This is a genomic window from Thalassococcus arenae (assembly GCF_019104745.1).
Classification (GTDB): Bacteria; Pseudomonadota; Alphaproteobacteria; order Rhodobacterales; family Rhodobacteraceae; genus Thalassococcus_B; species Thalassococcus_B arenae.
Map to the genome: position 1 here is coordinate 131,944 of NZ_JAHRWL010000003.1, position 25,516 is coordinate 157,459.

At 64.9% G+C, this 25,516-nt stretch carries 18 protein-coding genes; 4 read left to right on the top strand and 14 right to left on the bottom strand.

Annotated elements, in window-relative coordinates:
* Nucleotides 1-66: 66 nt before the first annotated feature.
* From KUH32_RS17650 to KUH32_RS17685, 8 genes are all read right to left on the bottom strand, one after another.
* Complete coding sequence (locus KUH32_RS17650) at nucleotides 67-1,059, bottom strand: C45 family autoproteolytic acyltransferase/hydrolase (RefSeq protein ID WP_217779981.1); 993 nt, start codon at nucleotides 1,057-1,059, stop codon at nucleotides 67-69.
* Nucleotides 1,060-1,137: 78 nt separating this feature from the next.
* Nucleotides 1,138-2,586 (bottom strand): biotin carboxylase, encoded by a 1,449-nt coding sequence (locus tag KUH32_RS17655; RefSeq protein ID WP_217779982.1) that lies wholly within the window; start codon nucleotides 2,584-2,586, stop codon nucleotides 1,138-1,140.
* Nucleotides 2,587-2,598: 12 nt separating this feature from the next.
* On the bottom strand, nucleotides 2,599-5,352 hold the full coding sequence (locus KUH32_RS17660; protein ID WP_217779983.1) for an aminotransferase class I/II-fold pyridoxal phosphate-dependent enzyme: 2,754 nt from the start codon (nucleotides 5,350-5,352) through the stop codon (nucleotides 2,599-2,601).
* 64 nt (nucleotides 5,353-5,416) lie between these two features.
* The gene (locus tag KUH32_RS17665) at nucleotides 5,417-6,385 is read right to left on the bottom strand and encodes a carbon-nitrogen hydrolase family protein (protein ID WP_217779984.1); all 969 of its coding nucleotides are present in this window, start codon (nucleotides 6,383-6,385) and stop codon (nucleotides 5,417-5,419) included.
* A gap of 37 nt (nucleotides 6,386-6,422) precedes the next feature.
* Complete coding sequence (locus KUH32_RS17670) at nucleotides 6,423-6,848, bottom strand: universal stress protein (protein WP_217779985.1); 426 nt, start codon at nucleotides 6,846-6,848, stop codon at nucleotides 6,423-6,425.
* 12 nt (nucleotides 6,849-6,860) lie between these two features.
* Nucleotides 6,861-9,620, bottom strand: a complete 2,760-nt coding sequence (locus KUH32_RS17675; protein WP_217779986.1) for a TRAP transporter permease — start codon at nucleotides 9,618-9,620, stop codon at nucleotides 6,861-6,863.
* Nucleotides 9,621-9,735: 115 nt separating this feature from the next.
* Entirely contained in the window at nucleotides 9,736-10,698 is a 963-nt protein-coding gene (locus tag KUH32_RS17680; protein WP_217779987.1) for a TAXI family TRAP transporter solute-binding subunit, read from the bottom strand.
* 93 nt (nucleotides 10,699-10,791) lie between these two features.
* Entirely contained in the window at nucleotides 10,792-11,361 is a 570-nt protein-coding gene (locus tag KUH32_RS17685) for a cupin domain-containing protein (RefSeq protein WP_217779988.1), read from the bottom strand.
* Nucleotides 11,362-11,567: 206 nt separating this feature from the next.
* Here KUH32_RS17685 and gabT point away from each other — a divergent pair, with 206 nt between their 5' ends.
* The 4 genes from gabT to KUH32_RS17705 all read left to right on the top strand — a co-directional run bounded on the left by gabT (nucleotide 11,568) and on the right by KUH32_RS17705 (nucleotide 16,633).
* Entirely contained in the window at nucleotides 11,568-13,004 is a 1,437-nt protein-coding gene (gene gabT, locus KUH32_RS17690; RefSeq protein ID WP_217779989.1) for a 4-aminobutyrate--2-oxoglutarate transaminase, read from the top strand.
* 130 nt (nucleotides 13,005-13,134) lie between these two features.
* The gene (locus tag KUH32_RS17695; RefSeq protein ID WP_217779990.1) at nucleotides 13,135-14,454 is read left to right on the top strand and encodes an aspartate aminotransferase family protein; all 1,320 of its coding nucleotides are present in this window, start codon (nucleotides 13,135-13,137) and stop codon (nucleotides 14,452-14,454) included.
* Between the two features lie 21 nt (nucleotides 14,455-14,475).
* The gene (locus tag KUH32_RS17700; protein WP_217779991.1) at nucleotides 14,476-16,071 is read left to right on the top strand and encodes an FMN-binding glutamate synthase family protein; all 1,596 of its coding nucleotides are present in this window, start codon (nucleotides 14,476-14,478) and stop codon (nucleotides 16,069-16,071) included.
* Nucleotides 16,061-16,633 carry a carboxymuconolactone decarboxylase family protein gene (locus tag KUH32_RS17705; RefSeq protein ID WP_217779992.1) on the top strand — a complete coding sequence of 191 codons (573 nt, stop codon included), beginning with the start codon at nucleotides 16,061-16,063 and terminating at the stop codon, nucleotides 16,631-16,633. The genes KUH32_RS17700 and KUH32_RS17705 overlap by 11 nt, the downstream gene beginning before the upstream one ends.
* A gap of 96 nt (nucleotides 16,634-16,729) precedes the next feature.
* Here KUH32_RS17705 and KUH32_RS17710 read toward each other — a convergent pair whose 3' ends face one another.
* From KUH32_RS17710 to KUH32_RS17735, 6 genes are all read right to left on the bottom strand, one after another.
* A complete protein-coding gene (locus KUH32_RS17710; RefSeq protein ID WP_217779993.1) occupies nucleotides 16,730-17,494 on the bottom strand; it encodes an SDR family NAD(P)-dependent oxidoreductase in 765 nt (254 codons plus the stop codon).
* Nucleotides 17,495-17,580: 86 nt separating this feature from the next.
* Nucleotides 17,581-19,137, bottom strand: coding sequence for a trimethylamine methyltransferase family protein (locus tag KUH32_RS17715; RefSeq protein WP_217779994.1), 1,557 nt, complete (start codon nucleotides 19,135-19,137; stop codon nucleotides 17,581-17,583).
* A gap of 19 nt (nucleotides 19,138-19,156) precedes the next feature.
* On the bottom strand, nucleotides 19,157-21,130 hold the full coding sequence (locus tag KUH32_RS17720; RefSeq protein ID WP_217779995.1) for an oxidoreductase: 1,974 nt from the start codon (nucleotides 21,128-21,130) through the stop codon (nucleotides 19,157-19,159).
* Entirely contained in the window at nucleotides 21,127-21,858 is a 732-nt protein-coding gene (locus KUH32_RS17725; RefSeq protein WP_217779996.1) for an NAD(P)-binding domain-containing protein, read from the bottom strand. The genes KUH32_RS17720 and KUH32_RS17725 overlap by 4 nt, the downstream gene beginning before the upstream one ends.
* A 1-nt stretch (nucleotide 21,859) precedes the next feature.
* Nucleotides 21,860-23,905 (bottom strand): oxidoreductase, encoded by a 2,046-nt coding sequence (locus tag KUH32_RS17730; protein ID WP_217779997.1) that lies wholly within the window; start codon nucleotides 23,903-23,905, stop codon nucleotides 21,860-21,862.
* Between the two features lie 9 nt (nucleotides 23,906-23,914).
* Entirely contained in the window at nucleotides 23,915-25,486 is a 1,572-nt protein-coding gene (locus tag KUH32_RS17735; protein WP_217779998.1) for a trimethylamine methyltransferase family protein, read from the bottom strand.
* Nucleotides 25,487-25,516: the final 30 nt, after the last annotated feature.

Below are 25,516 nucleotides of genomic sequence, written 5' to 3' on the forward strand. Positions count from 1 at the left end.
CCCCCGTCGCTGAATGTCCTGCGCCGATTGGTGCCCCGCCGCGCGGAAAGACGCAATCCCCGGGTTTCACGACACCGCGTGGCTGGACTGCGACGGGTATACGACGCGAACAGCGTCCTCTTCGAAGCGGTCAAAGCCCTTGGACCAGATCCGGTCCGGCCAGTGTATGTCCAGCGTGCCCGCCCTGGGCCGGTAGGCGGCCGTGTAGAGCGTGCCGAAACCCGAGGAGAACGCGGTCGAATATAGCGGCGGCTTGAGAAAGGCGCCGATGAACCGGTCCTGCGTTTCCGGATGCAAGGTCAGCCTCTGCAACAGATAGCGTTCCCGTTCGACCGTGGCGGTGAACCGGGCGTGGCTTGACCATTCCACCCGTTCCTGGTGGTTGGTCGCCACCGCCGCGCGGGTCACCACGGTCGGTCGGTCAGGACTGAGATAGGCCGTCAGATAGCGGCGATCGGCGTCCAGAACCGTCACGTTGTAACTCATGTGGCTGGGTAGCCGTTTCAAGACCTCGCGCGCCTCGGCGGCGGTCGTGCAGGTCTGCAGGATGTAACGCAGGATCAGGGGGACACCGAAACCTTCGCCCACCTCGCGCCGGCCGCCGAAAGTCAGCGAAGCGGCAAGGCCGGCATCGTTCATCCCGTCGACCAGCCCGAAGAGCCCGTCCGACAACCCGATCACGCCCCGTCCCAGCCAGTTGGTCTTGAGCACGATGGCGTCAAAGGCATCCTTGTCATAGTCGTAATTCCGCACCAGCAGCGGCTCGTCGCCCGGCCAGATCGCCTGGGAACAGCCCGCCAGATAGCGCGGCGGGCAATAGAAGCTGAGAAACCGCGCGGCGCGGTCGCTGCCGCCCGCCAGTTCGCACAGCGCTTCGTACAGGCCCGCGATCTCGGGCATGTGCCGGCGAATGGCGCGGAGCGATTCCAGGTAGGTCGGTCGCGACGTGACGCCCTCGCGCGCCCACCACTCGGAATAGGACGGCCAGTACTCGGCGAACTGCGCGGCCCATTTGGGACCGGGCGCATCTTCGTTTATGGCGCGAAACTCGACGGACATGGTTCCTTGATACCGCAAGCCGGGCCCGACAAGAAGCGCGGCCCGAATCTCGGGCCGCGCGGCAAGGGTTCGAACCGCCTACATGATCTTGAAGGCAGGATCCTCGAAGGCCTGGGCCGACGGCAGCGGGCGCGCAGAGTAGCTTTGCTTGATGCCATGGATCCAGCGCTTGCTGTCTTCGGTCAGCTTGAAGCCGCCCGTCATCGACCGGCCACGGCGCACCAGGATGCCCAGATCGGCGCCTTCGTAACGGTAGTCGCCAGCATTCGAGATGCGCAGAAAGAACGCTTCGTTGTCGCCCACCGCGCGGCGGTGGTAGTCGAAACGGTCGAACACGACCCGGCCGTCCTCGAGCATCTTGTAGATGCCCGATTGCGGTGCATGGGTGATGATATCGACATTATCCTCGGTGTGCTTGATGACCATCTGCGACCAACTGTCGATCATGTCGGGATCGGACCAGCGGGCGTTCAGTTCGTCGACGTCCAGGTTGAAGGCCTTTTTCGAGAACTCGAGCAGGTGGAACAGGAACAGTGGCGCGTCGGCATGGGCAAAGGCCGCGTGATTGGTCATCGAGCTGGCCCCGGTGATGCGGGGGTTGAGCTCGCCCAGCCACAGATCGCCGGTCTTCTTGTCGATCAGGAAATCCAGCTCGAAATAGCCGCGATAGCCTTCCTTGCGCAGCTGTTCGCCGAACTTGAAGGTCAGTTCGCGCGCTTTTTGCCGGGTCTTGGGCGGGAAGGCGGTAGAGAATATCTCGTTGCCGCACCAGCCGCCGCGATAGGGCGTCAGTTCCTTGAAACCTACCAGTTCGGTCATCAGCGGGCCGACGATGGTGCCTTCCTTGGTGGCGCAGGCCTCGATCGCCGATCCGCGGCAATCGATCCGCTTCATGATCTTGATCTCGCCCTCGCCGACGATCTCGTGTTCGTGTCGGCGGAAATCGGCTTCGGACTTGATGAAGAACGTGGTGTGGCCGCTGTCACCGAAAGCCGATTGCAGCACCAGGTCGTGTCCGATCTTGGCCTTGTCGCACAGCTGGCGCAGGTGTTCGTAGCTTTTGACCTCGCTCAGGGTGTTCGGCACCGAAGGCACGCCTGCCTTGTTGCCGATGCGCACGGTTTCGATCTTGTTGTCCATCGCGGTGCGCAGCTTGGCCTTGGGGAACCAGACCTCGCCGCCCAGTTCCTTGGCCAGCTTTTCGGTTGTTTCGTCGAACATCAGAAAGACGAATTTCGGCTTTCCGCCCCGGCGCTTGACCAGGTCGACCACTTCCTTGTGCTGCAACAGGTAGTTGTTGATGTCCTCGATCGACTGAAACTCGTCATGCGGCATCTCGGTGGGCACGAAGACGTTGGGGTGCCGACCGTCGAAGCAATCCATGTAGCAGATGTAGGTGAAGTTCTTCACCCACTCGTCCAGGCCCAGAAGGTTGAAGTTCGTGGCAGAGACGAAATAGATCGGGTCTTTGTTGGTATGGAAGAACCGCCGAATTTCCGAGATGTTCTTCAAGGTCTTCTTTGGCATGAAATGTCCTCTCTACTTCGACTTCTTGGTCAGTGCCTTGAGGGCCTTGGCGGTAAAGACGCGCAAGCCCAGGTCGGGTCGGTATCCGTGGATTTCGCTGACATCCAACGCACGCATGAATGACAGGATTTCGGGGCTGATGACCTGGCCGGGCACCAGGATCGGGAAACCCGGCGGATAGGGAATGATGAAAGAGGCCGAAACCAGTTCCTCGCCCCCCTCGAGGCGTGCAACCAGCTTGTCGTCCAGATCGAGATAGTCGCAGTTCTCTTCGTTGTAGGCGAGGAAGAACGCCTTGCGGATATCGCCCTCGGGCGTTTCCCCGCCCGAGCGGAAGGCATCGTGGAAGCGGCTGAAATCGGGCAGCGGCGGCACGTGTTCGACCAGCGCCGACACGCGCTTTTCGAAGGACAGCCGCTCCATCCGCGACGCGTCGTCCAGCAGGTCGTCGAGATCCTTGGCGATCTCGACCAGCACTTCGATCAGGTACGCGACCGAAGACCGGGTCGTGCCGATATTGGTCATGAACAGGACCGAGTTGCGCGACGTCTTGTTGATCTGGATGCCGTACTTGTCCATCAGGATCTTGGTCTTGAAGGTGTCGCCATCCCAGCCGGTGCCGCCGACGGCCAATGTCACGCGGGTCGGGTCCAGCACGAACTCGTCCTTGGCCCAGATTTCCCACTTGTCGGACCAGCCTTCGTCGGCGTTGAAATAGGACTGGATTCCGCTTTCGCGGTATTCGGCCGGGATCATGTCCGACGGGGTCAGCACCCGGAAATACTTGCGCAGCAGCGGGTGGGTGGCCACGGCGCGGCGGATCGCCATCGCGCTTTCGACCTGGCGCTGGACAAACTCGAACCCTTCCAGTTCGACCTGCCGCCGACCGACGTCCAACGAGGCGATGATCTGGTAGTTGGGCGATGTCGACGTGTGGGTCATGTAGGCTTCGTGAAAGGCCTGTTCGACCTCGCCCTTGAAGTCCATGTCGTTGACGTGAATCATCGACCCCTGCCGCAGCGAGGTCAGCGTCTTGTGCGTGGATTGCGTGGCATAGACGCGGACGCGGGCATCGGGCGGTGGGATCAGCCGGGTCTTGAGCAGTGTCGCATCGTCTGCGTCCTTCAGCTTTTCCTGCTGCTTTTCCCATTCCAGCCGGTAGCCGGCATCTGCCAGCCTTTCACGCATCGTATTGGCGACGGACATCGCGGTTCGGCGGCGGTAGGTCGGGCTGAACCGTGCGAAGGCGAACCAGGCTTCGTCCCACAGGAACACCAGGTCCTTCTTGATCGCCAGGCATTCTTCCATGACGCGTTCGACGTTGTAGATCAGCCCGTCGAAGGTGCAGTTGGTCAGCAGCACCATGCGGACACGATCCAGCTTGCCTGCCGCCTTCAGCTTGAGCAGCGTGTGCTTGACCTCGTGCAACGGAACTGCGCCGTACATCGAGTATTCGTGCAACGGATAGCTGTCCATATAGACGACGTTGGCACCGGCCAGCACCATGCCGTAGTGGTGCGATTTGTGGCAGTCGCGATCGACCAGCACGATATCTCCTGGCCGGACAAGGGCTTGGACAACGATCTTGTTGCAGGTCGAGGTACCGTTGGTGGCAAAGAACGTTTGTTTCGATCCGAAGGCCCGCGCCGCCATGTCTTGCGCTTCCTTGATCGGGCCCTTGGGTTCCAGAAGACTGTCCAACCCGCCGCTGGTGGCCGAGGTTTCGGCCAGAAAGATGTTGGGCCCATAAAACGCGCCCATGTCCTGGATCCAGTGGCTGCGGCTGATCGACTTGCCGCGGCTGATGGGCATGGCGTGAAAGACACCGGTGGGCTGCTTGGAATACTCCTTGAGCGCCGTGAAGAACGGCGTCTTGTAGCGCCGGTTCACCCCACGCAGGATGTTCAGGTGCAGCTCCAGGAAATCCTCCTGGTTGTAGAACACCCGCCGGCAACGGCCCAGGTCGAGCCCGGCGATATCCTCGGCCGACCGGTCGGTGATCAGGTAGGCGTCCAGTTCGGGACGCACCTTTGCGATCAGCCGGCAGGCCTCGGGGCCATATTCATAGGGTTGAAGCGCGTCGACATCCTCATCCTCGTTCAGACGGCTGAGATATTGCTGGATGATCGGCAACGCGTTCTTGGACTTGAGCACCAGACCGGGACGCACGATCACCGCCTGAACGTTGTAGTTGAACAGGATACCCATCAGCGCATCTTCGAGGCTGGGCACGACGACCGGCTCGTAGATGAACGGGTCCTCGGCGCGGCGCACGCGGTGCAGGTTGTTGCGCAGAAACCGTTCCTGATGCTCGTTGACGTTGTCGACGATCAGCACTTCGAAATAGGGCCGCCCAAGGGCCCGATCCTCGGGCGCCAGCGTGCTGTCGTCCTCGAAATCCTCGTTGTCGAGCTCGTCGCCCCCCACGGGAACCGTGCGACGCCGGTAGGCGCCCGAGGTCAACGCCCGCGCGACCCGGCGCACCGCGGTGGCCAGGTCCTCGATGTTGCGGTGGTCCAGCAACCTGCGCAGATGCTCGAAGGCATGCAGCCCCGGGAAAGCCCAGTAAAGCTCGATCGGGGCAAGCGCATCCAGCAGCGTTTCGGCGGTCTTGAGCAGCTTGCTGCCCTGCCGTCCTTCGACCCCGTGGACCAGCATCGATTCCGCCGTTTCGCGCAACGCGCTCCAACGGTCCGCGCGCAATTGCGTCGCGCTGTAGTAGTCGCTGACCGAAGGCAGTTTCTTGACGTCGTGCTGCAGATTCATCGCGCTTCCTCCCAAAGCTCGAACCCTAGCGACGCATGTCCCGTGATCTGCGTTGCTGGATCATTCAGTCGGTGCCGGTCTTGCCCTTGAAAGCGGCAAAGTTCAGCGCCGGCCGATCGGCGGTTTCGCTGTAGCCCAATGCGGCGCGTGGATCGGGAACCTTCACACCGCCCTGGTCGCCCTTGGTGGGGATCCGCAACTCGCCCAGTGTGTGCAGATAGGCATCCGCGCCACTGTTGCGATCGTAGACGGGAAAATCGACGTCCCGGTCACGGAAGCTTTTCAACACCTGACCGAGCCCCTTGAGACCGGTTTCGCGCTGACGTCGCACAAGGTCCAGATCCACCTCGATGGGGAACATATCCTCTTGCCCGCCCGACTGGTGCAGAACCATCGCCGACGGGTCAACGACCAGCGACTTGCCGACACCACCTGCAGCCAGCCCGTTGATGGCAAAGACATAGCACTGGAATTGCGCCGCGGTCGCCCGCGCGATGGCGATCTCGGCGTCGCGGTCGGTGGTGCCGGTCAGCACCGGGTTCAGCAGCACCTCGACCCCATGGCTGGTCAGATGACGCGTGGTTTCCGGGAACCAGATGTCATAGCAGATCGACACGCCGAAGCGGCCCACATCGGGCACGTCGAAGATGCAGAATTCGGTGCCCGCCGAGATGCCTGCCTCGTAGGGCCGGAACGGGAACATCTTGGAATATTGCGCGATGATCTCGCCCTGCGGGTTGATGACGACCGCGGTGTTGAAGATCCGCCCGTCCGCGCGCTTTTCGAACATCGACCCGGGCAGCAGCCAGACGCCATGGCGACGCGCCGCTTCCTGGAACGTGGTCAGCGTCTCGTTCGGAAAGGGCTGCGCGTAGCGATCCAGCGGGCCGAACGCCGCCAGCTCGGAAAACACCACCATCTGGGTCCAGGGAAACCGCGCCATCAGCACGTCCAGGCGATGCAGCATCGCCTCGACATTGGAATGCAGGGCGGCGACATGCATCTGGATGCCGGCGATCGCAAAGGGGGTCATAGGTTTATCTGCTTTCTTGTTGTTGACGCCCCGACCGTCAGCGAACGGTCAGGACGGGGATTGGCGCGTGATGCACCACCTTGTCCGCGTAAGAGCCCACCAGCATGCTGCGCAGGTCGCTTGGCGGGTGCGAGGACATGACGATCAGGTCGGCTCCGACCTGATCGGCGATGCGGAGAATGGTTTCCGGTACATGGCCGTGGCCGACATGGGTCTGCACCTTGCTGCCGGCGGGAAACGCCTTGCGGACCAGATCGCCCAAGGCGGCCTTCAGCCCTTCCATCGCCTTCTTCTCGAAATCCGCTGGCAGGAAGGTGGACACAACCCCGACGCCCAGGTCGTGCACGATACCCAGAAGATGGATCTCTCCTCCTTCTCCAGAGCATTGCAGCGCTGCGGGGATCGCCTTTTCCCAGCTTTCGGGGTGGTTGATATCGATGGGAAGCAGGATCTTGTCAAACATCGGCGGGGCTCCTCATGCGGTTGCCGGCGCGGGGCGTGCGCGCCCGCGCTGGAGCATCACCACCAGGCCCAGCAGCAGCAGGCCGGGGATGAACATCCAGTATTTCGATGGCTGGTCGGCCGGCACGCGCACGCGCTCGACCGTCTGGTCCCAATCAAAGCCGGCTTCGGCCGCCGGACTGCCGAAGGCGACGTTGTCGACGATCACCTCGTCGCCGTTGATGACGTATTCCAGCCCCGACGCGAACAGACGGTCCTGGCCGGTCTCGCCTTCACCCACCGGCAGCAGCGCGGTGAACGTGACCGGATCGCCCACGGCGTTCAGGCCGCTGACCTGCAGGCGCAGGTTCTCGCCCACCGCCGTGTCCATGGCCGCCTGTTCGATCGCGGCGGGCGGCACGTCGACGAAGGGCGGCGCGACCATGTCCATCCAGAAGCCCGGGCGGAAGAAGGTGAAGGCCACCAGCAGCAGTGCAATGGTCTCGTAGATGCGGTTGCGGGTCAGGAACCAGCCCTGCGTCGCCGCCGCGAACAAAAGCATCGCGACGGTCGCCGTTATGAAGACGAATATCCCCTGCCCCCAGCCCACGTTTATCAGCAACAGATCGGTGTTGAAGATGAACAGGAACGGCAGCGCCGCGGTGCGCAACGAATAGAAGAACGCCACAACCCCGGTGCGGATCGGGTCACCGCCCGATACCGCGGCCGCCGCGAAGGACGCAAGGCCCACCGGCGGTGTCACGTCGGCCATGATGCCGAAGTAGAACACGAAGAGGTGCACCGCGATCAGCGGTACGATCAGCCCGTTCTGCTGGCCCAGCGTCACGATGACCGGCGCCAGCAGCGCCGAGACGACGATGTAGTTGGCCGTGGTCGGCAGGCCCATGCCCAGGATCAGCGACAGGATCGCCGTCAGCACGAGGATGGCCATGATGTTGCCGCCCGACAGCACCTCGACGACATCCGCCAGCGCCGAGCCGACGCCGGTCTGGCTGACCGCGCCGACGATGATGCCGGCGGTTGCGGTGGCGATGCCGATGCCGATCATGTTGCGGGCACCGGCGACCAGACCCTCGATCAGGTCGGAAAAGCCCTGGCGTACCGCGGTGGCGGTATCGCCTTCGCCGCGCAGGATCGCCATCAGCGGCCGCTGCGTCAGCAGGATGAACACCATGAAGGATGCCGCCCAGAACGCCGACAGACCCGGCGACAGCCGGTCGACCATCAGCGCCCAGACCAGAACCACGACGGGCAGCAGGAAATGCAGGCCCGACCGGATCGTCGGCCCCGGCAGCGGCAGTTTCGTGACCGGCGCATTGGGATCTTCCAGCTTGAGCGGCGGTTCTTTCGCCGCGACGCGCAGCAGCGCGATATAGACCACGACCAGCAGCGCAAAGACGATGTATGCCGCAGCCGATCCAAAGACCGGCCGGATCCAGCCCATGCCGTAATAGACCGCGAAGCTCAGCGCGCAGATCACCGCGATGGTGAAGGCGATGCCGATCAGCCGCTGCACGATGGGCTTGGGTTCGTAGGCCCGGGGCAGCCCCTGCATATTGGCCTTCATCGCCTCGAGATGGACGATGTAGACCAGCGCGATATACGAGATGACGGCGGGGACGAAGGCGTGCTTGACCACGTCGAAATAGGGAATGCCCACATATTCGACCATCAGGAAGGCCGCGGCGCCCATCACGGGCGGCATGATCTGGCCGTTGACCGAACTGGCCACCTCGACCGCACCGGCCTTTTCAGACGAAAAGCCCACGCGCTTCATCAGCGGGATGGTGAAGGTGCCGGTGGTCACCACGTTGGCGATGGACGAACCCGAGATCAGGCCGGTCATGGCCGAGCTGACGACGGCGGCCTTGGCCGGTCCGCCGCGCATGTGGCCCATCAGCGAAAACGCCACCTGGATGAAATAATTGCCCGCGCCGGCCTTGTCCAGCAGCGACCCGAACAGCACGAAGAGGAAGACGAACGAGGTCGACACGCCAAGCGCGATGCCGAACACGCCTTCGGTGGTGATCCACTGGTGGTTCACCACTTCGGACAGGTTATTGCCCTTGTGGGCGATGATCGACGGCATCAGCGGGCCGAGGAAGGTGTAGGCCAGGAAAACCGTCGCCACGATCATCAGCGCGGGGCCGAGCGCACGGCGCGTGGCCTCGAGCAGGATCAGGAGGCCGATCACGGCGACCACGTAGTCCTGCAGGATCGGCGCACCGACCCGCGTGGCAATGGCGTCGTAGAAGACGTAGAGATACAGCGCCGCGACAGCGCCGATGATGGCGAGGCCCCATTCCCAGAACGGAATGCGATCCTTGGGCGAGCCCAAGAAGATCGCGGCGATCAGAAGCGCGCCGGGGATCGGGATCCACCAGACCGGCACGCCGGCCTTGGCGCCATACATGAACAGGAAGGTCAGCAGTGCCGGCACGGCGACGGCCAGGCCCAGCTGGGCGGTCGTGCGGGCCGCGGGATAGGCGGCAAAGGCCAGGAACAGGGCAAAGGCCAGGTGGATCGACCGCGCTTCGGTGTCGTTGAACACGCCCCAGCCGATGATGAAGGGCAGCGGCGATGCGATCCAGAGCTGGAACAGCGACCACAGCAGCGCAACGACGACCAGAAAGGTGCCGATGGGTCCGGCGGGATTGCGTCCGCCGGTGTCGGAAGAGGCGACCAGTTCGTCCAGTTCTGCCTGGCTGAGCCCGCCCTTGCCAGCGGCTTCGTTTTCAACCGCTGCGGCTTGGAATTGCTTGTCGTCGGTCATGGTCATGTCCCCGCTGGCAAACTGGCCACGGCTGCGCTTGTTGGTGTTGTTGCGCGCCGGGATCTGGGAAACCCGCCGGGGCGGATTTCCCTTTGTTTTCGCAGGTCAAGCCGGATCAGTTGATCCAGCCGCGTTCCTTGTAGTACTTCTCGGCGCCGGGATGCAGCGGGGCGCTCAGGCCGTCCGCGATCATCTCTTCTTCCTTCAGGTTGGCGAAGGCCGGGTGCAGTCCCTTGAAGCGATCGAAATTGTCGAACACGGCCTTCACGACGGTGTAGACCACTTCGTCGTCGACATCGGCCGAGGTCACGAAGGTGGCTTTCACGCCGAAGGTTTCCACATCCGCGTCATTACCCTTGTAAAGCCCGCCGGGGATGACCGCCTTGGCGTAATAGGGGTTATCGGCGACAAGCTTGTCGATCGCTTCGCCGGTGACGCTGACCAGCTTGGCATCGACCGTCGAGGTCGCTTCCTGGATCGAACCGTTGGGATGGCCGACGGTGTAGATGATCGCATCCACCTTGTTGTCGCCCAGGGCCGCGGATTGTTCCGCCGGCTTGAGTTCGGACGCCAGGGCGAAATCGTCCGACGATTTGCCCATCGCCTCGAGCACCACGTCCATCGTGGCGCGCTGGCCGGAACCCGGGTTGCCGACGTTGACGCGCTTGCCGAACAGGTCGTCGAAGGTGGACACGCCGCTGTCGGCGCGGGCCACGACCGTGAAGGGTTCGCCATGCACCGAGAACACCGCGCGCAGCTTGTCGAACTTGTCGCCCTCGAACTGCGACGAGCCGTTATAGGCGTGGAACTGCCAGTCGGACTGGGCCACGCCCATGTCCATGTCGCCGGCCTTGATCGCGTTGATGTTGGCGATCGATCCGCCGGTCGACGGCGCGGTGCACTTGAGGTTGTGTTCCGCCGTGCCGCGGTTCACCAGACGGCAGATCGACTGGCCGACGACGAAGTAGACGCCGGTCTGACCACCGGTGCCGATGGTGATGAATTTTTCCTGTGCGGTCGCGGTATGACCGGCCAGAAGAGCGGCGGACAGAATCGCCCCTGCTTTCCACATTTTCATTAGTAACTCCCTGATTCTACTTCGGTTTTGTGGCAGCACCCTTGCTGCGCTGCATTCCCGGAGCCTAAAGCGTCCGGAAAATCTTGGCAAATATCAGAATGTTGGCGGCGTACAGGCACTGATGACAACGCAATCCGTATCGCCGATGTTCCGAAACCGATGCGGCAGGCGGCTGTCGAACAGATAGCCTTCGCCCGGATTCAGGACGCGCACCTGGTCGGCGACGGTGACTTCGATGATACCCGACACGACGATGCCGGCTTCTTCTCCCTCGTGGCTGAGCATGTCGGGCCCGGTATCGGTGCCGGGCGGATAGTTTTCGTGCAGGATCTGCAAACTGTGTTCGGACGCGTTGCCCAGCTGGCGCAACGACAGCCGCGCCGCCCGGTCGCCAAGGCCGATATCCTGCGGCGACAGTTCGACGAATTCGCTGGTCGCGTAAAAGTACTTCGGCGCGCCCCTGGCTTCGACCTCGGCAAAGAATTCCGACATGGTCATCGGAATGCCGTCCAGCAGCGCCTTCAGCGACGCGACAGACGGGCTGCTCTTGTTCTGTTCGATCAGGGAAATGGCGCCGCTTGTCAGCCCCGCCCGCGCAGCCAGTTCGCGCTGCGACATGTTGCGCGATTCGCGCACCGCCCTGAGCCGTCCGCCGATATCCAAGCCGTCATGCCCCCCGATAGGTTCAAGCCAGTGATTGATATTTTAATCACTCAAGTCTCGACACCGTCAAGGTTTTTTTCAAAGCACCCGAAAAACAAGGGTCTTGGTACGCCGGACCAGCCCCGAGCCGACAAGTGGTTTGACAATTATTCTAATCGGCGTATCAGTATTTTCATCATTTCCGCCTCCCGAATTCGGAGACCACCATGTCCAAGAAATCCAGCACGACCCGCACTGCGCGCAAGAAAGCGACCGAACAACCCGAGGCCAAACAGCCCGCGCCGAAAACGACTGAATCGGCAGCCGCCGCGCTGCGCGCCGTGGCCGCCGACGCCAAGTCCAACGCCGCCCTTCTGGCGCGCCGCGAAGCTGCCGTGCCGCGCGGCGTGGCCTCGGCCGCGCCGGTCTTCGCCGCGCATGCCGAAAACGCCGAACTGTGGGATGTCGAGGGCAATCGTTTCATCGACTTCGCCGGTGGCATCGCCGTTCTGAACACCGGTCACCGCCATCCCGCCGTGGTCGCCGCCGCCAAGGCGCAGGAAGATCACTATACCCATACCTCGTTCCAGGTCGTGCCGTATGAACCCTATGTCGCGCTGGCCGAAAAGCTGAACGCCCTTGCACCGGGCGATTTCGCCAAGAAGACGTTGCTGGTCACCACCGGCGCCGAGGCGGTGGAAAACGCCATCAAGATCGCCCGCGCCCATACCAAGCGCCCCGGTGTGATCGCCTTTACCGGCGGCTACCACGGCCGCACTCTGATGACGCTGGGCCTGACCGGCAAGGTCACGCCCTACAAGAAGGATGTGGGCCCCTTCCCCGCCGACATCTTCCGCGCGCCCTTCCCCGATGCGCGCCAGGGTGTGACGGTGGACGATGCGCTGAAGGCGTTGGAAACGCTGTTTCTGACCGATGCCGATCCGTCGCGCGTCGCCGCCATCATCCTCGAGCCCGTGCTGGGCGAAGGCGGCTATCATCCGGTGCCCAACGAGATGTGGCAGGCGCTGCGGGCGATCTGCGACAAACACGGCATCCTGCTGATCTCGGACGAGATCCAGGCCGGGTTCGCGCGCACCGGCAAATGGTTCGCCATCGAGCATTCCGGCGTCGTGCCCGACCTGATCAGCTGCGCCAAGTCGATGGCCGGCGGCTATCCGGTGGCCGGTGTGATCGGCCGCGCCGATGTGATGGACGCGTTGGCACCGGGCGGGCTGGGCGGCACCTATGGCGGCAACCCGGTGGCCTGCGCGGCCGCACTGGCGGCCATCGAGGCGATCGAGACCGAAGGGCTGCTGGCCCGCTCGACCGCCCTGGGCGAAACCTTCCGCACCCGGTTTGCCGAGATCGGCGCCCGTACGGCGCCCTACCGGATGTGGGACATCCGCGGCCTGGGCGCGATGCTGGCGGTCGAGTTCGTCACCGATTTCGACACCGCGACGCCGGATGCGGCGCTGACCAAGTCGGTCATCGCCCACGCCCTCAAGCGCGGGCTGATCCTGCTGGCCTGCGGCATGCACGGCAACGCGTTGCGCATCATGGTGCCGCTGACCGCGTCCGACGCGATCATCGAGGAGGGCCTCGCGATCTTCGAAGCCGCGCTGGCCGACGCGATCGCCGCCGAGGCCAAGCTGGCCGCGGAATAAACCAACACACAATCCACCCGAGGTGCCCACGCGCCTCGGGTGGCTTGTTTCTGGCCCTTGCCCCGGGGCTTGGCGTTTCGCGCCCGTTGGGCCAGTCTGTCCCGAATACGCCTGACAGGGGAATGACCGCATGTCTCATATCTTTGGCCGCCATTGCCATGCCAACCCGCCCGTCGCCGTTGGCGGCGAAGGCTGTTACCTGATCGACGCCGCGGGCAAACGCTATCTCGACGGGTCGGGCGGCGCGGCGGTCAGTTGTCTGGGCCATGGTGATCCCGCAGTGACCGAGGCGATCAAGGCGCAGCTGGACAAGCTGGCTTTTGCGCATACCGGATTCTTCACCTCGGAACCCGCCGAGGCGCTGGCCGACCTGCTGATCGAACACGCGCCCGGCGATCTGGACCGGGTCTTTCTGCTGTCCGGCGGTTCCGAGGCGGCCGAAGCCGCGATCAAGCTGGCCCGGCAATACTGGGTGGAAAGGGGCGAGCCGAAGCGCAGCCGCCTGATCGCCCGCAAGCAAAGCTATCACGGCAACACCATCGGCGCGCTGTCGGCGGGCGGCAATGAATGGCGGCGCCAACAATTCGGGCCCTTGCTGCTGGATGTCAGCCATATCGACCCCTGCTACGAATACCGCCTGCGCCGTGACGACGAGAGCCTTGAGGAATACGGGCTGCGCGCCGCCCAGGCGTTGGAGGATGAGATCCTGCGCGTCGGCCCTGACACGGTCATGGCCTTCATGGCCGAACCGGTCGTCGGCGCAACAGCAGGCGCACTGGCACCCGCGCCGGGCTATTTCAAGCGCATCCGCGAAATCTGCGATCGCTACGGCGTGCTGCTGATCCTGGACGAGGTGATGTGCGGCATGGGCCGGACCGGGTCGCTGTTCGCCTGCGAACAGGACGGTGTGGCGCCGGATATCCTGTGCATCGCCAAGGGCCTGGGCGCCGGATATCAACCCATCGGCGCTATGCTCTGCACCGCCGAAATCTATGACGCCATCGCCGCGGGCTCGGGCTTTTTCCAGCACGGCCACACCTATATCGGTCATCCCACGGCGGCGGCCGGCGGCCTTGCCGTGGTCAATGCCATCATTCAGCGCGGTCTGATCGACCGGGTCCAGACCCAGGGCGAGGCGCTGCGCCTGCGGCTGGAACACCGGTTCGGCCAGCACCCCCATGTCGGCGATATCCGGGGGCGCGGGTTGTTCCGCGGCATCGAGCTGGTCGAGGACCGGGCCACCAAGGCGCCCTTCGACCCCAAGCGCGGCGTCGCCGCCAAGATCAAGAAGGCGGCCTTTGCCGAGGGGCTGATCTGCTACCCGATGTCGGGTACCATCGACGGACGCCAGGGCGACCACATTCTGCTGGCCCCGCCCTTCATCATCGAAGACCACCAGATCGACGAGTTGACGGACAAGCTCGAACGGGCCATCGCCGCCGTGATCTGACCACATTCGGAAAGGGGCAAGATGCGTTTCGCGGTTTTTGTCGGTTCGGCCGTTCTGGCCCTGGTCTGTCTCATCGGCCTGATCTGGTCGGTCTGGTTCCTGCCATTCGTGCTGATTTTCGGCGGCCTTGCCGCTTTGGGCATCTATGACGTGCTGCAGACCAGCCACGCGATCCTGCGCAATTACCCGGTCATCGGGCATATGCGCTTTCTGTTCGAAGGCATCCGCCCGGAAATCCGCCAATACCTGATCGAAAGCGACCGCGACGAGGAACCGTTTTCCCGCGACAAGCGGTCGATCGTCTACCAACGCGCCAAGGGGGTCGAAGACAAGCGGCCCTTCGGCACGCGCGAACGGGTCTACGATTCCGGCTATGAATGGATCACCCATTCCGCCGCGCCCAAGCATATCGCGTCGCATGACTTCCGTATCCGCATCGGCGGCCCCGATTGCGAAAAGCCCTATGACGCGTCGATCTACAACATCTCGGCCATGTCCTTTGGCGCGCTGTCGGCCAACGCCATTCTGGCGCTGAACAGCGGCGCGCGCAAAGGCGGGTTCGCCCATGACACCGGCGAAGGCGGCATCAGCCGTTACCACCGCCAAGGCGGCGGCGATCTGATCTACGAGATCGGTTCGGGCTATTTCGGGTGCCGCACTGCCGAAGGGCGTTTCGATGTCGACAAGTTTCGTGAACAGGCCGCCGATCCCCAGGTCAAGCTGATCGAGCTGAAGCTGAGCCAAGGCGCCAAGCCGGGTCATGGCGGGGTGCTGCCGGCTTCGAAGATCTCGCCCGAGATCGCCGAGGCGCGCGGCGTGCCGATGGGGCAGGATTGCGTGTCGCCGGCCGCGCATCCCGAGTTTTCCACTCCGCTCGAGCTGGTGCAGTTCATCAAGACGCTGCGCGACAATGCCGACGGCAAGCCCGTCGGTTTCAAGCTGTGCATCGGCCACCGGCGCGAATTCATGTGCATCGTCAAGGCGATGCTGGAAACCGACATCGTTCCCGATTTCATCGTCATAGACGGCAAGGAAGGCGGCACCGGCGCAGCACCGCTGGAATTCGCCAACCACATGGGCATGCCGCTGGTCGAGGGGCTGGTCTTTGCCCACAACACGCTGCGCGGCGCCGGACTGCGGGATCGGCTGAAGCTGGGCGCGTCGGGCAAGCTGGTGACGTCGTTCGACATCGCCAAGGCGCTGGCGCTTGGCGCGGATTGGGCCAATTCGGCGCGCGGCTTCATGTTCGCGGTGGGCTGCATCCAGGCGCAGGCCTGCCATACCAACCATTGCCCGGTCGGCGTGGCAACGCAGGACCCGCTGCGCCAGCGCGCCCTGAATGTCACGGAAAAATCCGAACGGGTGTACCGGTTCCACAAGAACACGCTCAAGGCGCTGGCCGAGATGACGGGCGCCGCGGGGCTGTCCCATCCCGGCGACTTTCGGCCCCATCACCTGCTGATGCGCGAACGCGATCGCGACATGGTCACCGGCGAAGATATCTATCCCTACCTGCCCAACGGCTTCCTGCTGCGCGACGAAAGCGATCAGTTCGGCTATCTGGCACGCTGGAACCGGGCGCGGGCGGCACATTTCGAACCGTTCGATGTCGAGTGACGGCGCCAACCCGTCTGCCGCGTCCGCGCCGCCGCTGAGCGATGCCGATTGGCCAAGGGATCTGGCCGACATGCGGAACGGGTTCGCCGGCGGATTGAACGTCTACCGGACCATGGCCCATCATCCCGCGCTGCTGCGCGCCTGGAGCGGTCTGCGCGAACACATCGTCAACCAGTCGGCACTGGGTCGCGAATTCCTCGAAGTCGTCATCCTGCGGACCGGCACGAGGCTCGGCTCGGACTACGAGTGGGCCCAGCATATCCTGCGTGCGCGGGCGTGCGGGCTGAGCGATGCGCGGATCACGTCGATCGGCGGTCCGTTGGGCGCCATGCAGGAAGCCGATGCGACCCTGTGCCGGGCCGTCGACGAGTTGTTCGCGACCGCACGACTGAGCCCCGGCACGCTGGCCGCGGTGTCGAAAGACCACGGCCGCGAGGCGGTGTTCGACCTGATGGCCACGGTCGGTTTCTATTCCACGCTGGGTTACATCCTGAACAGCTTCGATACGCCGCTCGACACCGATGTCGAAGCGGCCTTGACGGAAAAGCCGCTGGCACCCTGAAGGGCATCGACGAACCGGCACGGTCCCCTGACCGGCGTCGGGGCACTTGAGACGGCACTGCCGCCTGTGCGCGCCCGGTCCGGTATGGCCTCTGCCTCAACGCGGAGGCAGCCGGACCGCGCCGTCCAGCCGGATCACCGTGCCGTTGAGATAGGCGTTCCGGGCCACATCCGCGACCATCTGCGCGAATTCCGCGGGATCGCCCAGCCGGTGCGGAAAGGGGATGTTCTTGACGATTTCCTGCGTCGTCTCCTCGGGCAGGCTTTCCATCATCGGGGTGTGGAACAGACCCGGAGCGATGGCCACGACGCGGATGCCGGGCCGCGCCAGCTCGCGCGCCGCTGGCAGGCACATAGCCGCGATGGCCCCCTTGGACGCGGCATAGGCGGTCTGGCCGATCTGGCCGTCTTCGTAGGCGGCCGAGGCGGTGTTGATGATCACTCCGCGTTCGCCGGTTTCCAGCGGGGCGGCGTCCATCATCGCCTGCACGGCATAGGTCATCAGGTGATAGGTGCCGAACAGGTTGACCGCGATCACCTTGCGAAAGATGTCCGTCGACACCTTGCCATCGCGGCCGACGATCCGCGCAGCCAGACCCACGCCGGCGCAATTCACCACGATGCGCGGCGGCTGGTCAAACCGCGCCTTGGCAGCGGCTACGGCATCGGCCACCGCGGTTTCGTCGGTGATGTCGCAGCGTTGAGAAAACCCGCCGATCTCGTCGGCAACCTGCGCGGCCTTGTCACCGTCGTGATCGAGAACCGCAACTTTGGCACCCAGTGACGCCAGGTGGCGCGCCGTGGCCGCTCCCAGGCCGCTGGCGCCTCCGGTGACCAAGGCGACTTGCCCGTCGATATTCATATCTCGATACCCTCCCCGCTACGTTCGGGTGCGATCATGAACCGCTCTCGCGCACGGGCACAAGCATCGCCGCCGCGACCTTTGGTCTAATGGTCCTGGTTCAGCGCCTCGGCCGCCGGGATCTCGCGTTCGCGCCTGGCGATGTAGTCGCGCAGCGCCTCGTCCACGCCTTGATCCAGCGCCGGTTCCTCGTAATCCGCCAGCATCGCGCGGGCCTGGTCCAGGGCCCGGGCGGTGATCTCGCGCGACCCGTCCGCGACCCATTGTTCGATCGCGTTGTTGTCGAACAAAGCAGGCATGAAGAACGCGGTCTGGAAATTGTCCTGGGTGTGCGGATGGCCCAGGTAATGCCCGCCCGGCCCGATGTCGCGAACCGCGCAAAGCGCCGCGTCGAAGCCCGACCAGTCGGGACCGGTGGCCATGCGATGCGCCATCGCGCATTGCTCCGCGTCGACCACGAACTTGGCGACCGAGCAATGCATCCCGGCCTCGTTCCAGCCGGCCGAATGCCAGATGTAATGCGCGCCCGCATGCAGCGTCGCCATCAGCGTGGTCGCGGATTCGTAGCCCGCCTGCGCGTCAAAGGTCTTGGCCCCGCCCAGGTTGGACGAGGACCGCCAGGGCACGTTGTAGAACCGCGCCATCTGCCCGATCATGTGGTTCATCAGGCTGATCTCGGGCGTTCCGGCCATCGGCGCGCCCGACTTCATCGACACGGTCGACAGGTAGTGGCCATAGATCGCCGGACAGCCGCGGCGGATGACCTGTGTATAGGCCAGTGCGCTGAGCGCCTCGGCGTTCAGCTGCGCCACCGAGGCCGGCACGTTGGCGGGCGTGTTGGCGCCGCCCAGCACGAAGGGCGAACACAGCACCGGCTGGTTCGCCCGGCAGAAGGCGCGCATCGCGCCCAGCATGGTTTCGTCCCAGACCAGCGGCGAATTGCCGTTGCAATTGCCGGTCACCACCGGGTGCGTGTCGAAGAAATCGGCGCCGAACAGCACCTTGCACATCGCGATCACGTCCTCGGCGTTCTTCGGACTGGTGGTCATGCCCATGAAGGTCTTGTCGGAATGCTTCATCGACGAATAGGTGATGCGCAGGTGCCGATGGCTGATCGGGTGATCCATCGGCTCGACGATGTGATGCGCCGAGGAATGCAGCGCCGGCGCCATGTGGCTGAGCTTGTGAAACATGGCCAGATCGGCCAGCGTGGGATTGCGCCGAACGTCATCCAGATCGCGCAGGTAGGGCGCACCGGTCATCGGGACAAAGATCGATTGCGCCCCGCCCAAGGCAACGGACTTGTCCGGGTCGCGGGCGTGCAAGGTGATCTCGGGCGGGATCGTCGCGATCAGGTCTCGGACAAGACCACGATCCAGATGCACCCGGTCTCCGCGCACATCCGCGCCGGCAAGGCGCCAATCCCTTAGCGCGGTGGGGTCGCGAAACTGCACGCCGATGTCTTCCAGGATTGCCATAGACGCGGCATCGATGCGTTCGACCTGCGCGCCCTGCATCAGTTCGCAGACCGGCAGAGCCCGGGTCAGGCCGGGCAGCATGCGGATGTCGCGGGCACTGCGGATCGCGACGCGGGCGGCCCGTCCCCCGCTGCGGCCCCTGGAGCGTGCTGTGGCTTCGGTCATGGGCCGTTCCTCCTGCTGATCAAAGCGCCAGCGCCGCCTTGCGCCCTTCGTAGATCGCCAGCGCCGCGTTGCGGGGTGCGCTGGCGTCGCCAATCAGCGAAACCGGCCCGGCCAGCATATCCCGGCAATCGGCGTCGGCCACGTTCGTTGTCGCCAACACGAGCGACCCGGCCGCAGTGGTTTCGGTTTCACCGGTCAGCAACGACAGGATCTCGGCGCGGTCGCCGTGCCAGGCGGCGATGGCGGCATCGGTGACAAAACGCACCCGCAGCCGGGCCAGCGCGCGGCGCAGCGGCCAATCGGTGGCCGAACGCTGCAACTCCTTGCCGACCAGCGCATCCGGCGTGACCAGGATCACCGTGTGCCCGTCCTCGGCCAGGCGCCAGGCGGTGCCGCAGCCGCGCCAGTTGCCGCCCTCGTCCAGCACGATCACGGGGTCTTTCAGCCGTGCGGCGCGCATCATCACGTCTTCGACCGACCAGACATCGCCCCGTTCCAGCCCCGGCAGTTCCGCCAAATGCGGCAGCGACTTTTGAAACCCGGTCCCGGCAGGGCGCGAACCGGTGGCCAGCACCACGTGGTCGGCGCCGAAATCCGCGATCTCGCCCGCATCCAGCGGTGTGTTGAAGCGGATATCGACCTGTCTCTGGCGCAATTGCCGTTCGTACCATCCGATCAGATCGGTGATTTGGCCCCGGCGCGGCTGCAACCCGGCCAGGCGGAACTGCCCGCCCAGTTCGGGCCCAGCTTCGGCCAATGTCACGCGGTGCCCACGTTCGGCGGCGACGCGGGCGGCCTCCAGCCCGGCAGGGCCGCCGCCCACGACCAGCACCGATTTCGGCCTTGCCGCAGCGGTGAAGCGGTCGCCGCCCCACAGGTATTCATGCCCGGCCGACGGGTTCACCAGGCAGGAGATGTAGTAGTCCCGGCTGCGCCGTCCCCAGCATTGCTGGTTGCAGGACAGACAGCCGCGGACATCTTCGGCCCGGCCCGCCTGCGCCTTGGCCACCAGATGCGGATCGGCGATCTGGCCTCGCACGATGGACACCAGGTCGGCCTCGCCCGCGGCCAGAACGGTGTTGGCATTCTCGGGCGTTCGGATATGGCTCTCGGCGGTGACCAGCGCGTTCCTGACGACCTTTTTGAGGTTGGCCGCCAGGTCGACCCCCAGTTTCTCGCCGTGCAGAAAGGTCGGCATCAGCTTGTAGAAATCGAAATAGCCCCCCGACCCGCAGGTGACGTAATCCATCAGCCCCTGGGCGTCGTGCAGCGCGACGATCTCGACCGTCTCGGCGCGGCTGAGCGCGGCGGCGACATCGGGTTCGTCATTCACCGCCAATCCGATGATGAAATCCTCGCCGCAGGCAGTGCGGATGCGGCTGAGAACCTCGCGCGAGGCGCGGGTGCGGTTTTCCAGGCTGCCGCCCCAGCGGTCGGTGCGGGTGTTGGAAAACGGTGTCCAGAACTGGTCGAGCATCCCGTGATAGGCGGCCCAGACCTCGACCCCGTCGAACCCCGCCTTTCGGCAGCGGATCGCCGCCTGCACGAAACCGTCGATCGTCTCTTCGATCTCGGCCTCGGTCATGGCGTGGCTGCCGTCGCTGTCGTGATAGCTGGGCCCGCCCGAGGGCGACCAGTGCGGATGCCACGAATTGTCGGAATCGCCATGTGCGCCGATGTGATACAGCTGCTGGATCATCACCGTGCCATGCGCCTGGCAGGTCTGGGTCAACGCGCGGAAATGCGGGATGACGGCATCGTCGCCGGCGCGAAAATTGCCGCGCGTCAGCACCGCCGCTGGATGCACCGGCATCGGTTCCACCACGATCATCGCAGCACCCCCGATGGCGCGTTCCTCGTAATAGGCGATGTGCTGCGGCCCAGGCAGCCCGTCGCGGGCCATGTTGGTGGTGTGCGCGCCAAAGACGACGCGGTTCTTCAGCACCTTGTGGCGCAACTCCACCGACCGGAAAACATGCGGAAAGGCGGTCATGTGCCTTGCTCCAGCGCGTCCAGCCCGCGTTCCAGATCGCCGCTCATCCCCGCGGCGACCATGTGGTCGCGCAAGCGCTGGTTGTAGCCACCGGGCGTGTCGAGCGCCGACAGCGTCGGACCGCAGGGACCGGACAGCAGGCTGGAGCCGACCAGCAGACGCAGGAACGCCTCGCCCCTGTCGGGATCGCCGACACGTGCACCCAGCCAGCCGGCCGCATCCGCCACCAGCCGCAGCACCGGCGACAGCACCGCCTGGGCGCAGAGATAGGCGTCCAGCTCGGTCTGGCCGTCCAGATCGAAGACCGTGTTGCGCGCGCCGAACAGCGCCTGCACGATCGTGACATCCCCCTGAGCGAGGATCGGCGAGCCACCCTGCGCGATGCCCGGAAAGGGCAGCATGACCGCTTTGGCCCGTGCCGGGGCGACCCAGCCCGCCACGCGGTCCAGCGGCGCACCCGCCATCAACGAGATCACCCGCTGGTCTTCGCGGAACCTCAGCCTGCCCAGCACCGCCGCCGCATCGCCGACCATCAGGCCCAGGATCACGATATCGCTGGTGTCCACCACGCGCTGGTTGTCCGCCACCGACACGTCGGCGAACCGCGCCGCCAGGTCTGCCGACCGCGCCGCCGAGCGTTCCGAGACGGTGATTGCGTGCCCCTGCCCGGCCAGCCCCGCGACCACGGCCGAACCGATCGCGCCGGTGCCGATCACACCGATGCGCATCCTACAGGTCCTTGACCAGTCGCAGCGCGTCGTAGATCGCGGCGTGGGTGTTGCGGGCCGACACCGCGTCGCCGATGCGGAACAGCTGGAACCGGCCATCGGGATTGCGGCGCACGTCCTGCGACCGCCCTTGGGTCAAGGCGTCGTAGTCGACTTCTCCGGCGTTCACGCTGAGCGGGCGCAGGGCGTGATACAGATCGTCCAGCGGCAGCGTGCCATAGTTCAGCACCACCTGATCGACGCTTTGTTCGTAGGTGTGATCGCTGTAGTCGGTGCCGATCGTCGCCACCAGCTTGTTGCCCTCGCGACGGACGCCCAGCAGGCGTCGCGTGACGGTAAAGGTCACGTCCTTGTCCTGCAGGCTGCGCATGTAGGGGACCAGGTTCATGCCCATGATGTCCGGGGCAAAGGTGCGGTCGGGCGTCATCACCTCGACCCGCGATCCGGCCTTCGCGGCGACTTCGGCGGCTTGCAGGCCGGGATGATCGCCGCTTTCGTCGTAGATCAGAACCGTCTCGGCCGGTTTCACGTCGCCCGAGATGATATCCCAGCTGGACACCACGTGTTCGGCGTCTTGCCCGGTCTCGAACAGCTGCATGTTCGGCAAGCCGCCGGTGGCGACGATCACCACATCGGGGTTCCGAGCGGTCACGTCCGCGGCCTCGGCCCAGTGATTGAAGTGAAACGCGACGTCGCGGGCGGCGCATTGCGCCATGCGCCAGTCGATGATGCCGATCATCTCGCGCCGTCGCGGGGATTGCGCCGTCAACCGGATCTGGCCGCCGGGATCGGCGGCGGCCTCGAACACCGTCACGTCATGGCCGCGTTCGGCGGCGACGCGGGCCGCTTCCAGCCCGCCCGGGCCGGCACCGACGACCACCACCTTGCGCCTTGCATCGGCCGGCGCGATGACGTGCGGCATGGTCAGTTCGCGCCCGGTCGCGGCGTTGTGCAGGCACAGCGCCTCGCCCGCCTGGTAGATCCGGTCCAGGCAGTAGGTGGCGCCGACGCAGGGACGGATATCGTCCTCGCGCCCCTCGACGATCTTGCGCACGATATGCGGGTCAGCCATGTGCGCGCGGGTCATGCCCACCATGTCCAGCAGACCCGCACTGATCGCATGGCGGGCCGTGGCCACATCGGGAATGCGCGAGGCGTGAAAGGTCGGCATGCCCGTCGCGGCGCGGATCGCGCCGGCGAAATCCAGATGCGGGGCGCTTTTCATGCCCTGCACCGGGATCACGTCGGTCATCGCCGGATCGGTGTGGATGCGGCCGCGGATCACGTTGAGGAAATCCACCTGCCCTGTCGCCGCCAGCCGTTTGCCGATCTCAACGCCTTCTTCTGGCGTGATGCCGCCCTTGGCGGCCTCGTCGGCGGTATAGCGGAAGCCGACGATGAAATCGTCGCCCACCCGCTTGCGCACCGCCGCCAGCACGTCCAGCGGAAAGCGCAGGCGGTTTTCCAGCGTGTCGGCGCCATAAGGCCCGGTCAGGTCGTTGGTCAGCGGCGACCAGAACTGATCGATCAGGTGGCCATAGGCCTGCAGCTCGATCCCGTCCATGCCGCCCGCCTTCATCCGTTCGGCGGCGTCGGCGAAATCGGTGATGATGCGGTCGATATCCCAATCCTCGGCCAGCTTGGGAAAGGCGCGATGCGCCGGTTCGCGGTGCCGCGACGACGACACCGAGGGCAGCCAGTCGCCCTTGTTCCAGCCGGTTCGGCGGCCCAGATGGGTCAGCTGGATCATCATCGCGCAGCCATGTTCGTGGCAGGCATCGGTCATCCGGCGGATCCACGGCACGACCTCGTCCTTCCAGGCCAGCACGTTGTTGAAGACCGGCGGGCTGTCGCGGCTGACCGCCGCCGAGCCCGCCGTCATCGCCAGCGCCACCCCCGCCTTTGCCCGTTCTTCGTGATAGGCGCGGTAACGATCCTTGGGCATCCCGTCCTCGGGATAGGCCGGTTCGTGCGCCGTGGTCATGATCCGGTTGCGCAGGGTCAGGTGCTTGAGCCGGTAAGGCTGAAGCAGCGGGTCGTTCGACATGGCGGCCTCCTAGTACCAGGCGTCTTGCATGGACGCCTTCTTGCGCGCGATGAAGTCGTTCAGCGCCTCGTCGATTCCGGGATCGATGGGCGGGGCCTCGTAGGCGGCCAGTTGCGCCTTCCAGCGCGCATTGGCCCGGGTCGCGGCGTCGATACCGCCCTGTTCGTCCCATGTCTCCCACGGCTGGTTGTCGTCCAGCGCGCTGTCGTAATAGGCCGTCTGGTAGTGCCGCAGGGTGTGGGCGGTGGAAAACAGGTGCTGGCCCGGCCCCAGTTCCGCCAAGGCGTCGAAGCCCAGCGAATCGTCGTCGGTTGCGACACCGCGCAGATAGGCGTGCAGCGCGCCGCACAGATCGGTGTCCATCATGAATTTCTCGTAGGACATCGACAGCAGGCCGTCGAGGAACCCGGCCGAGTGCAGCACGTAGTTCGTGCCGCAATGCACCGCCGACAGCATCGACATCATGGATTGCTGCATGGCTTGCGCATCGGGCAGTTTCGAGGTGCTGAAATTGCCCGCGCAGCGCAGCGGCATGTTCAGCCGCCGCGCCAACTGGCCGAAGACCAGCGATCCCAGTGCCGGTTCCGGCGTGCCGAAGGTGGGCGAGCCAGAGCGCAGCGCCATCGACGACTGGAACGACGCCAGGATCGCCGGGGCGCCGGGGCGCACCAGTTGGGTCAGCGCACAGGACACCATGCTTTCGGCCAGGCATTGCGCGACCGATCCGGCCATGGTCAGCGGCGACACCGCCCCGCCCAGCAGGAACGGCAGGTGGATCGAACCCTGCCCCGCTGCCGCATAGGCGCGGATGCCACGGGTCGTGATCCCGTCCAGCACCAGCGGCGAGGTGGTGTTGAAATTGCCCATGATGACGCAATGGCTGTCGACGAAATCGGCGCCGAACAGGATGCGGCACATTTCGATGCTGTCCTCGGCCCGTTCCGGCGCGGTGATCGAACCCAGGAACGCCCGGTCGGAATAGCGCATATGGGCATAGACCATGTCCAGGTGGCGCTTGTTCACCGGCACGTCGGTGGGTTCGCAGATCGTGCCGCCGGAATGGTGCAGCCAGGGGCTTATCTGCCCCAGCTTGATGAAGTTCTGGAAGTCGGCGATCGTCCCGTAGCGGCGGCCCTTGTCCAGATCCATCACGAAGGGTGAGCCGTAGGACGGGGCGAAGACCACCGCATCGCCGCCGATCTCGACATTGCGGGCGGGATTGCGGGCATGCTGGGTGAACCGCGCGGGCGCGGTTTTCAGCAGATCGCGTATCAGGCCCGGCTCGAACCGGATGTTCCAGCGTTCGCCACCCAGTTCGGTGACCTGCCCGCCGGCGGCGCGGAACAACTGCATCGCCTCGGGGTCGTCGCGGAACTCGATGCCGATCTCTGCCATGATGCGGTCGGCGGTTGCTTCGATCCGGCAGAGCGCCTCGTCGTTCAGGATGTCGTAGGTGGGGATGCCGCGGGTGATGAACGGCACTTCCAGATGCGGGTTCCGGCCCGGTGCGCTGCTGCGCACGGCACCCCCGGCCCGGCTGCGCCGCCGCGTCATACGACCTTCGGCTGCGATCTCGACCATGATGCCCTCCTCCCGACTCATGGAAATTGA

Excerpts from the sequence above, each read along its gene's own strand:
- KUH32_RS17665 (WP_217779984.1), bottom strand. The coding sequence starts at position 6,385 with ATGACCCCCTTTGCGATCGCCGGCATCCAGATGCATGTCGCCGCCCTG.
- KUH32_RS17700 (WP_217779991.1), top strand. The coding sequence starts at position 14,476 with ATGCGTTTCGCGGTTTTTGTCGGTTCGGCCGTTCTGGCCCTGGTCTGT.
- KUH32_RS17730 (WP_217779997.1), bottom strand. The coding sequence starts at position 23,905 with ATGTCGAACGACCCGCTGCTTCAGCCTTACCGGCTCAAGCACCTGACC.
- KUH32_RS17680 (WP_217779987.1), bottom strand. The coding sequence starts at position 10,698 with ATGAAAATGTGGAAAGCAGGGGCGATTCTGTCCGCCGCTCTTCTGGCC.
- KUH32_RS17655 (WP_217779982.1), bottom strand. The coding sequence starts at position 2,586 with ATGCCAAAGAAGACCTTGAAGAACATCTCGGAAATTCGGCGGTTCTTC.
- KUH32_RS17735 (WP_217779998.1), bottom strand. The coding sequence starts at position 25,486 with ATGGTCGAGATCGCAGCCGAAGGTCGTATGACGCGGCGGCGCAGCCGG.
- KUH32_RS17675 (WP_217779986.1), bottom strand. The coding sequence starts at position 9,620 with ATGACCGACGACAAGCAATTCCAAGCCGCAGCGGTTGAAAACGAAGCC.
- gabT (WP_217779989.1), top strand. The coding sequence starts at position 11,568 with ATGTCCAAGAAATCCAGCACGACCCGCACTGCGCGCAAGAAAGCGACC.
- KUH32_RS17715 (WP_217779994.1), bottom strand. The coding sequence starts at position 19,137 with ATGACCGAAGCCACAGCACGCTCCAGGGGCCGCAGCGGGGGACGGGCC.
- KUH32_RS17720 (WP_217779995.1), bottom strand. The coding sequence starts at position 21,130 with ATGACCGCCTTTCCGCATGTTTTCCGGTCGGTGGAGTTGCGCCACAAG.
- KUH32_RS17650 (WP_217779981.1), bottom strand. The coding sequence starts at position 1,059 with ATGTCCGTCGAGTTTCGCGCCATAAACGAAGATGCGCCCGGTCCCAAA.
- KUH32_RS17695 (WP_217779990.1), top strand. The coding sequence starts at position 13,135 with ATGTCTCATATCTTTGGCCGCCATTGCCATGCCAACCCGCCCGTCGCC.
- KUH32_RS17725 (WP_217779996.1), bottom strand. The coding sequence starts at position 21,858 with ATGCGCATCGGTGTGATCGGCACCGGCGCGATCGGTTCGGCCGTGGTC.
- KUH32_RS17705 (WP_217779992.1), top strand. The coding sequence starts at position 16,061 with ATGTCGAGTGACGGCGCCAACCCGTCTGCCGCGTCCGCGCCGCCGCTG.
- KUH32_RS17660 (WP_217779983.1), bottom strand. The coding sequence starts at position 5,352 with ATGAATCTGCAGCACGACGTCAAGAAACTGCCTTCGGTCAGCGACTAC.
- KUH32_RS17710 (WP_217779993.1), bottom strand. The coding sequence starts at position 17,494 with ATGAATATCGACGGGCAAGTCGCCTTGGTCACCGGAGGCGCCAGCGGC.
- KUH32_RS17670 (WP_217779985.1), bottom strand. The coding sequence starts at position 6,848 with ATGTTTGACAAGATCCTGCTTCCCATCGATATCAACCACCCCGAAAGC.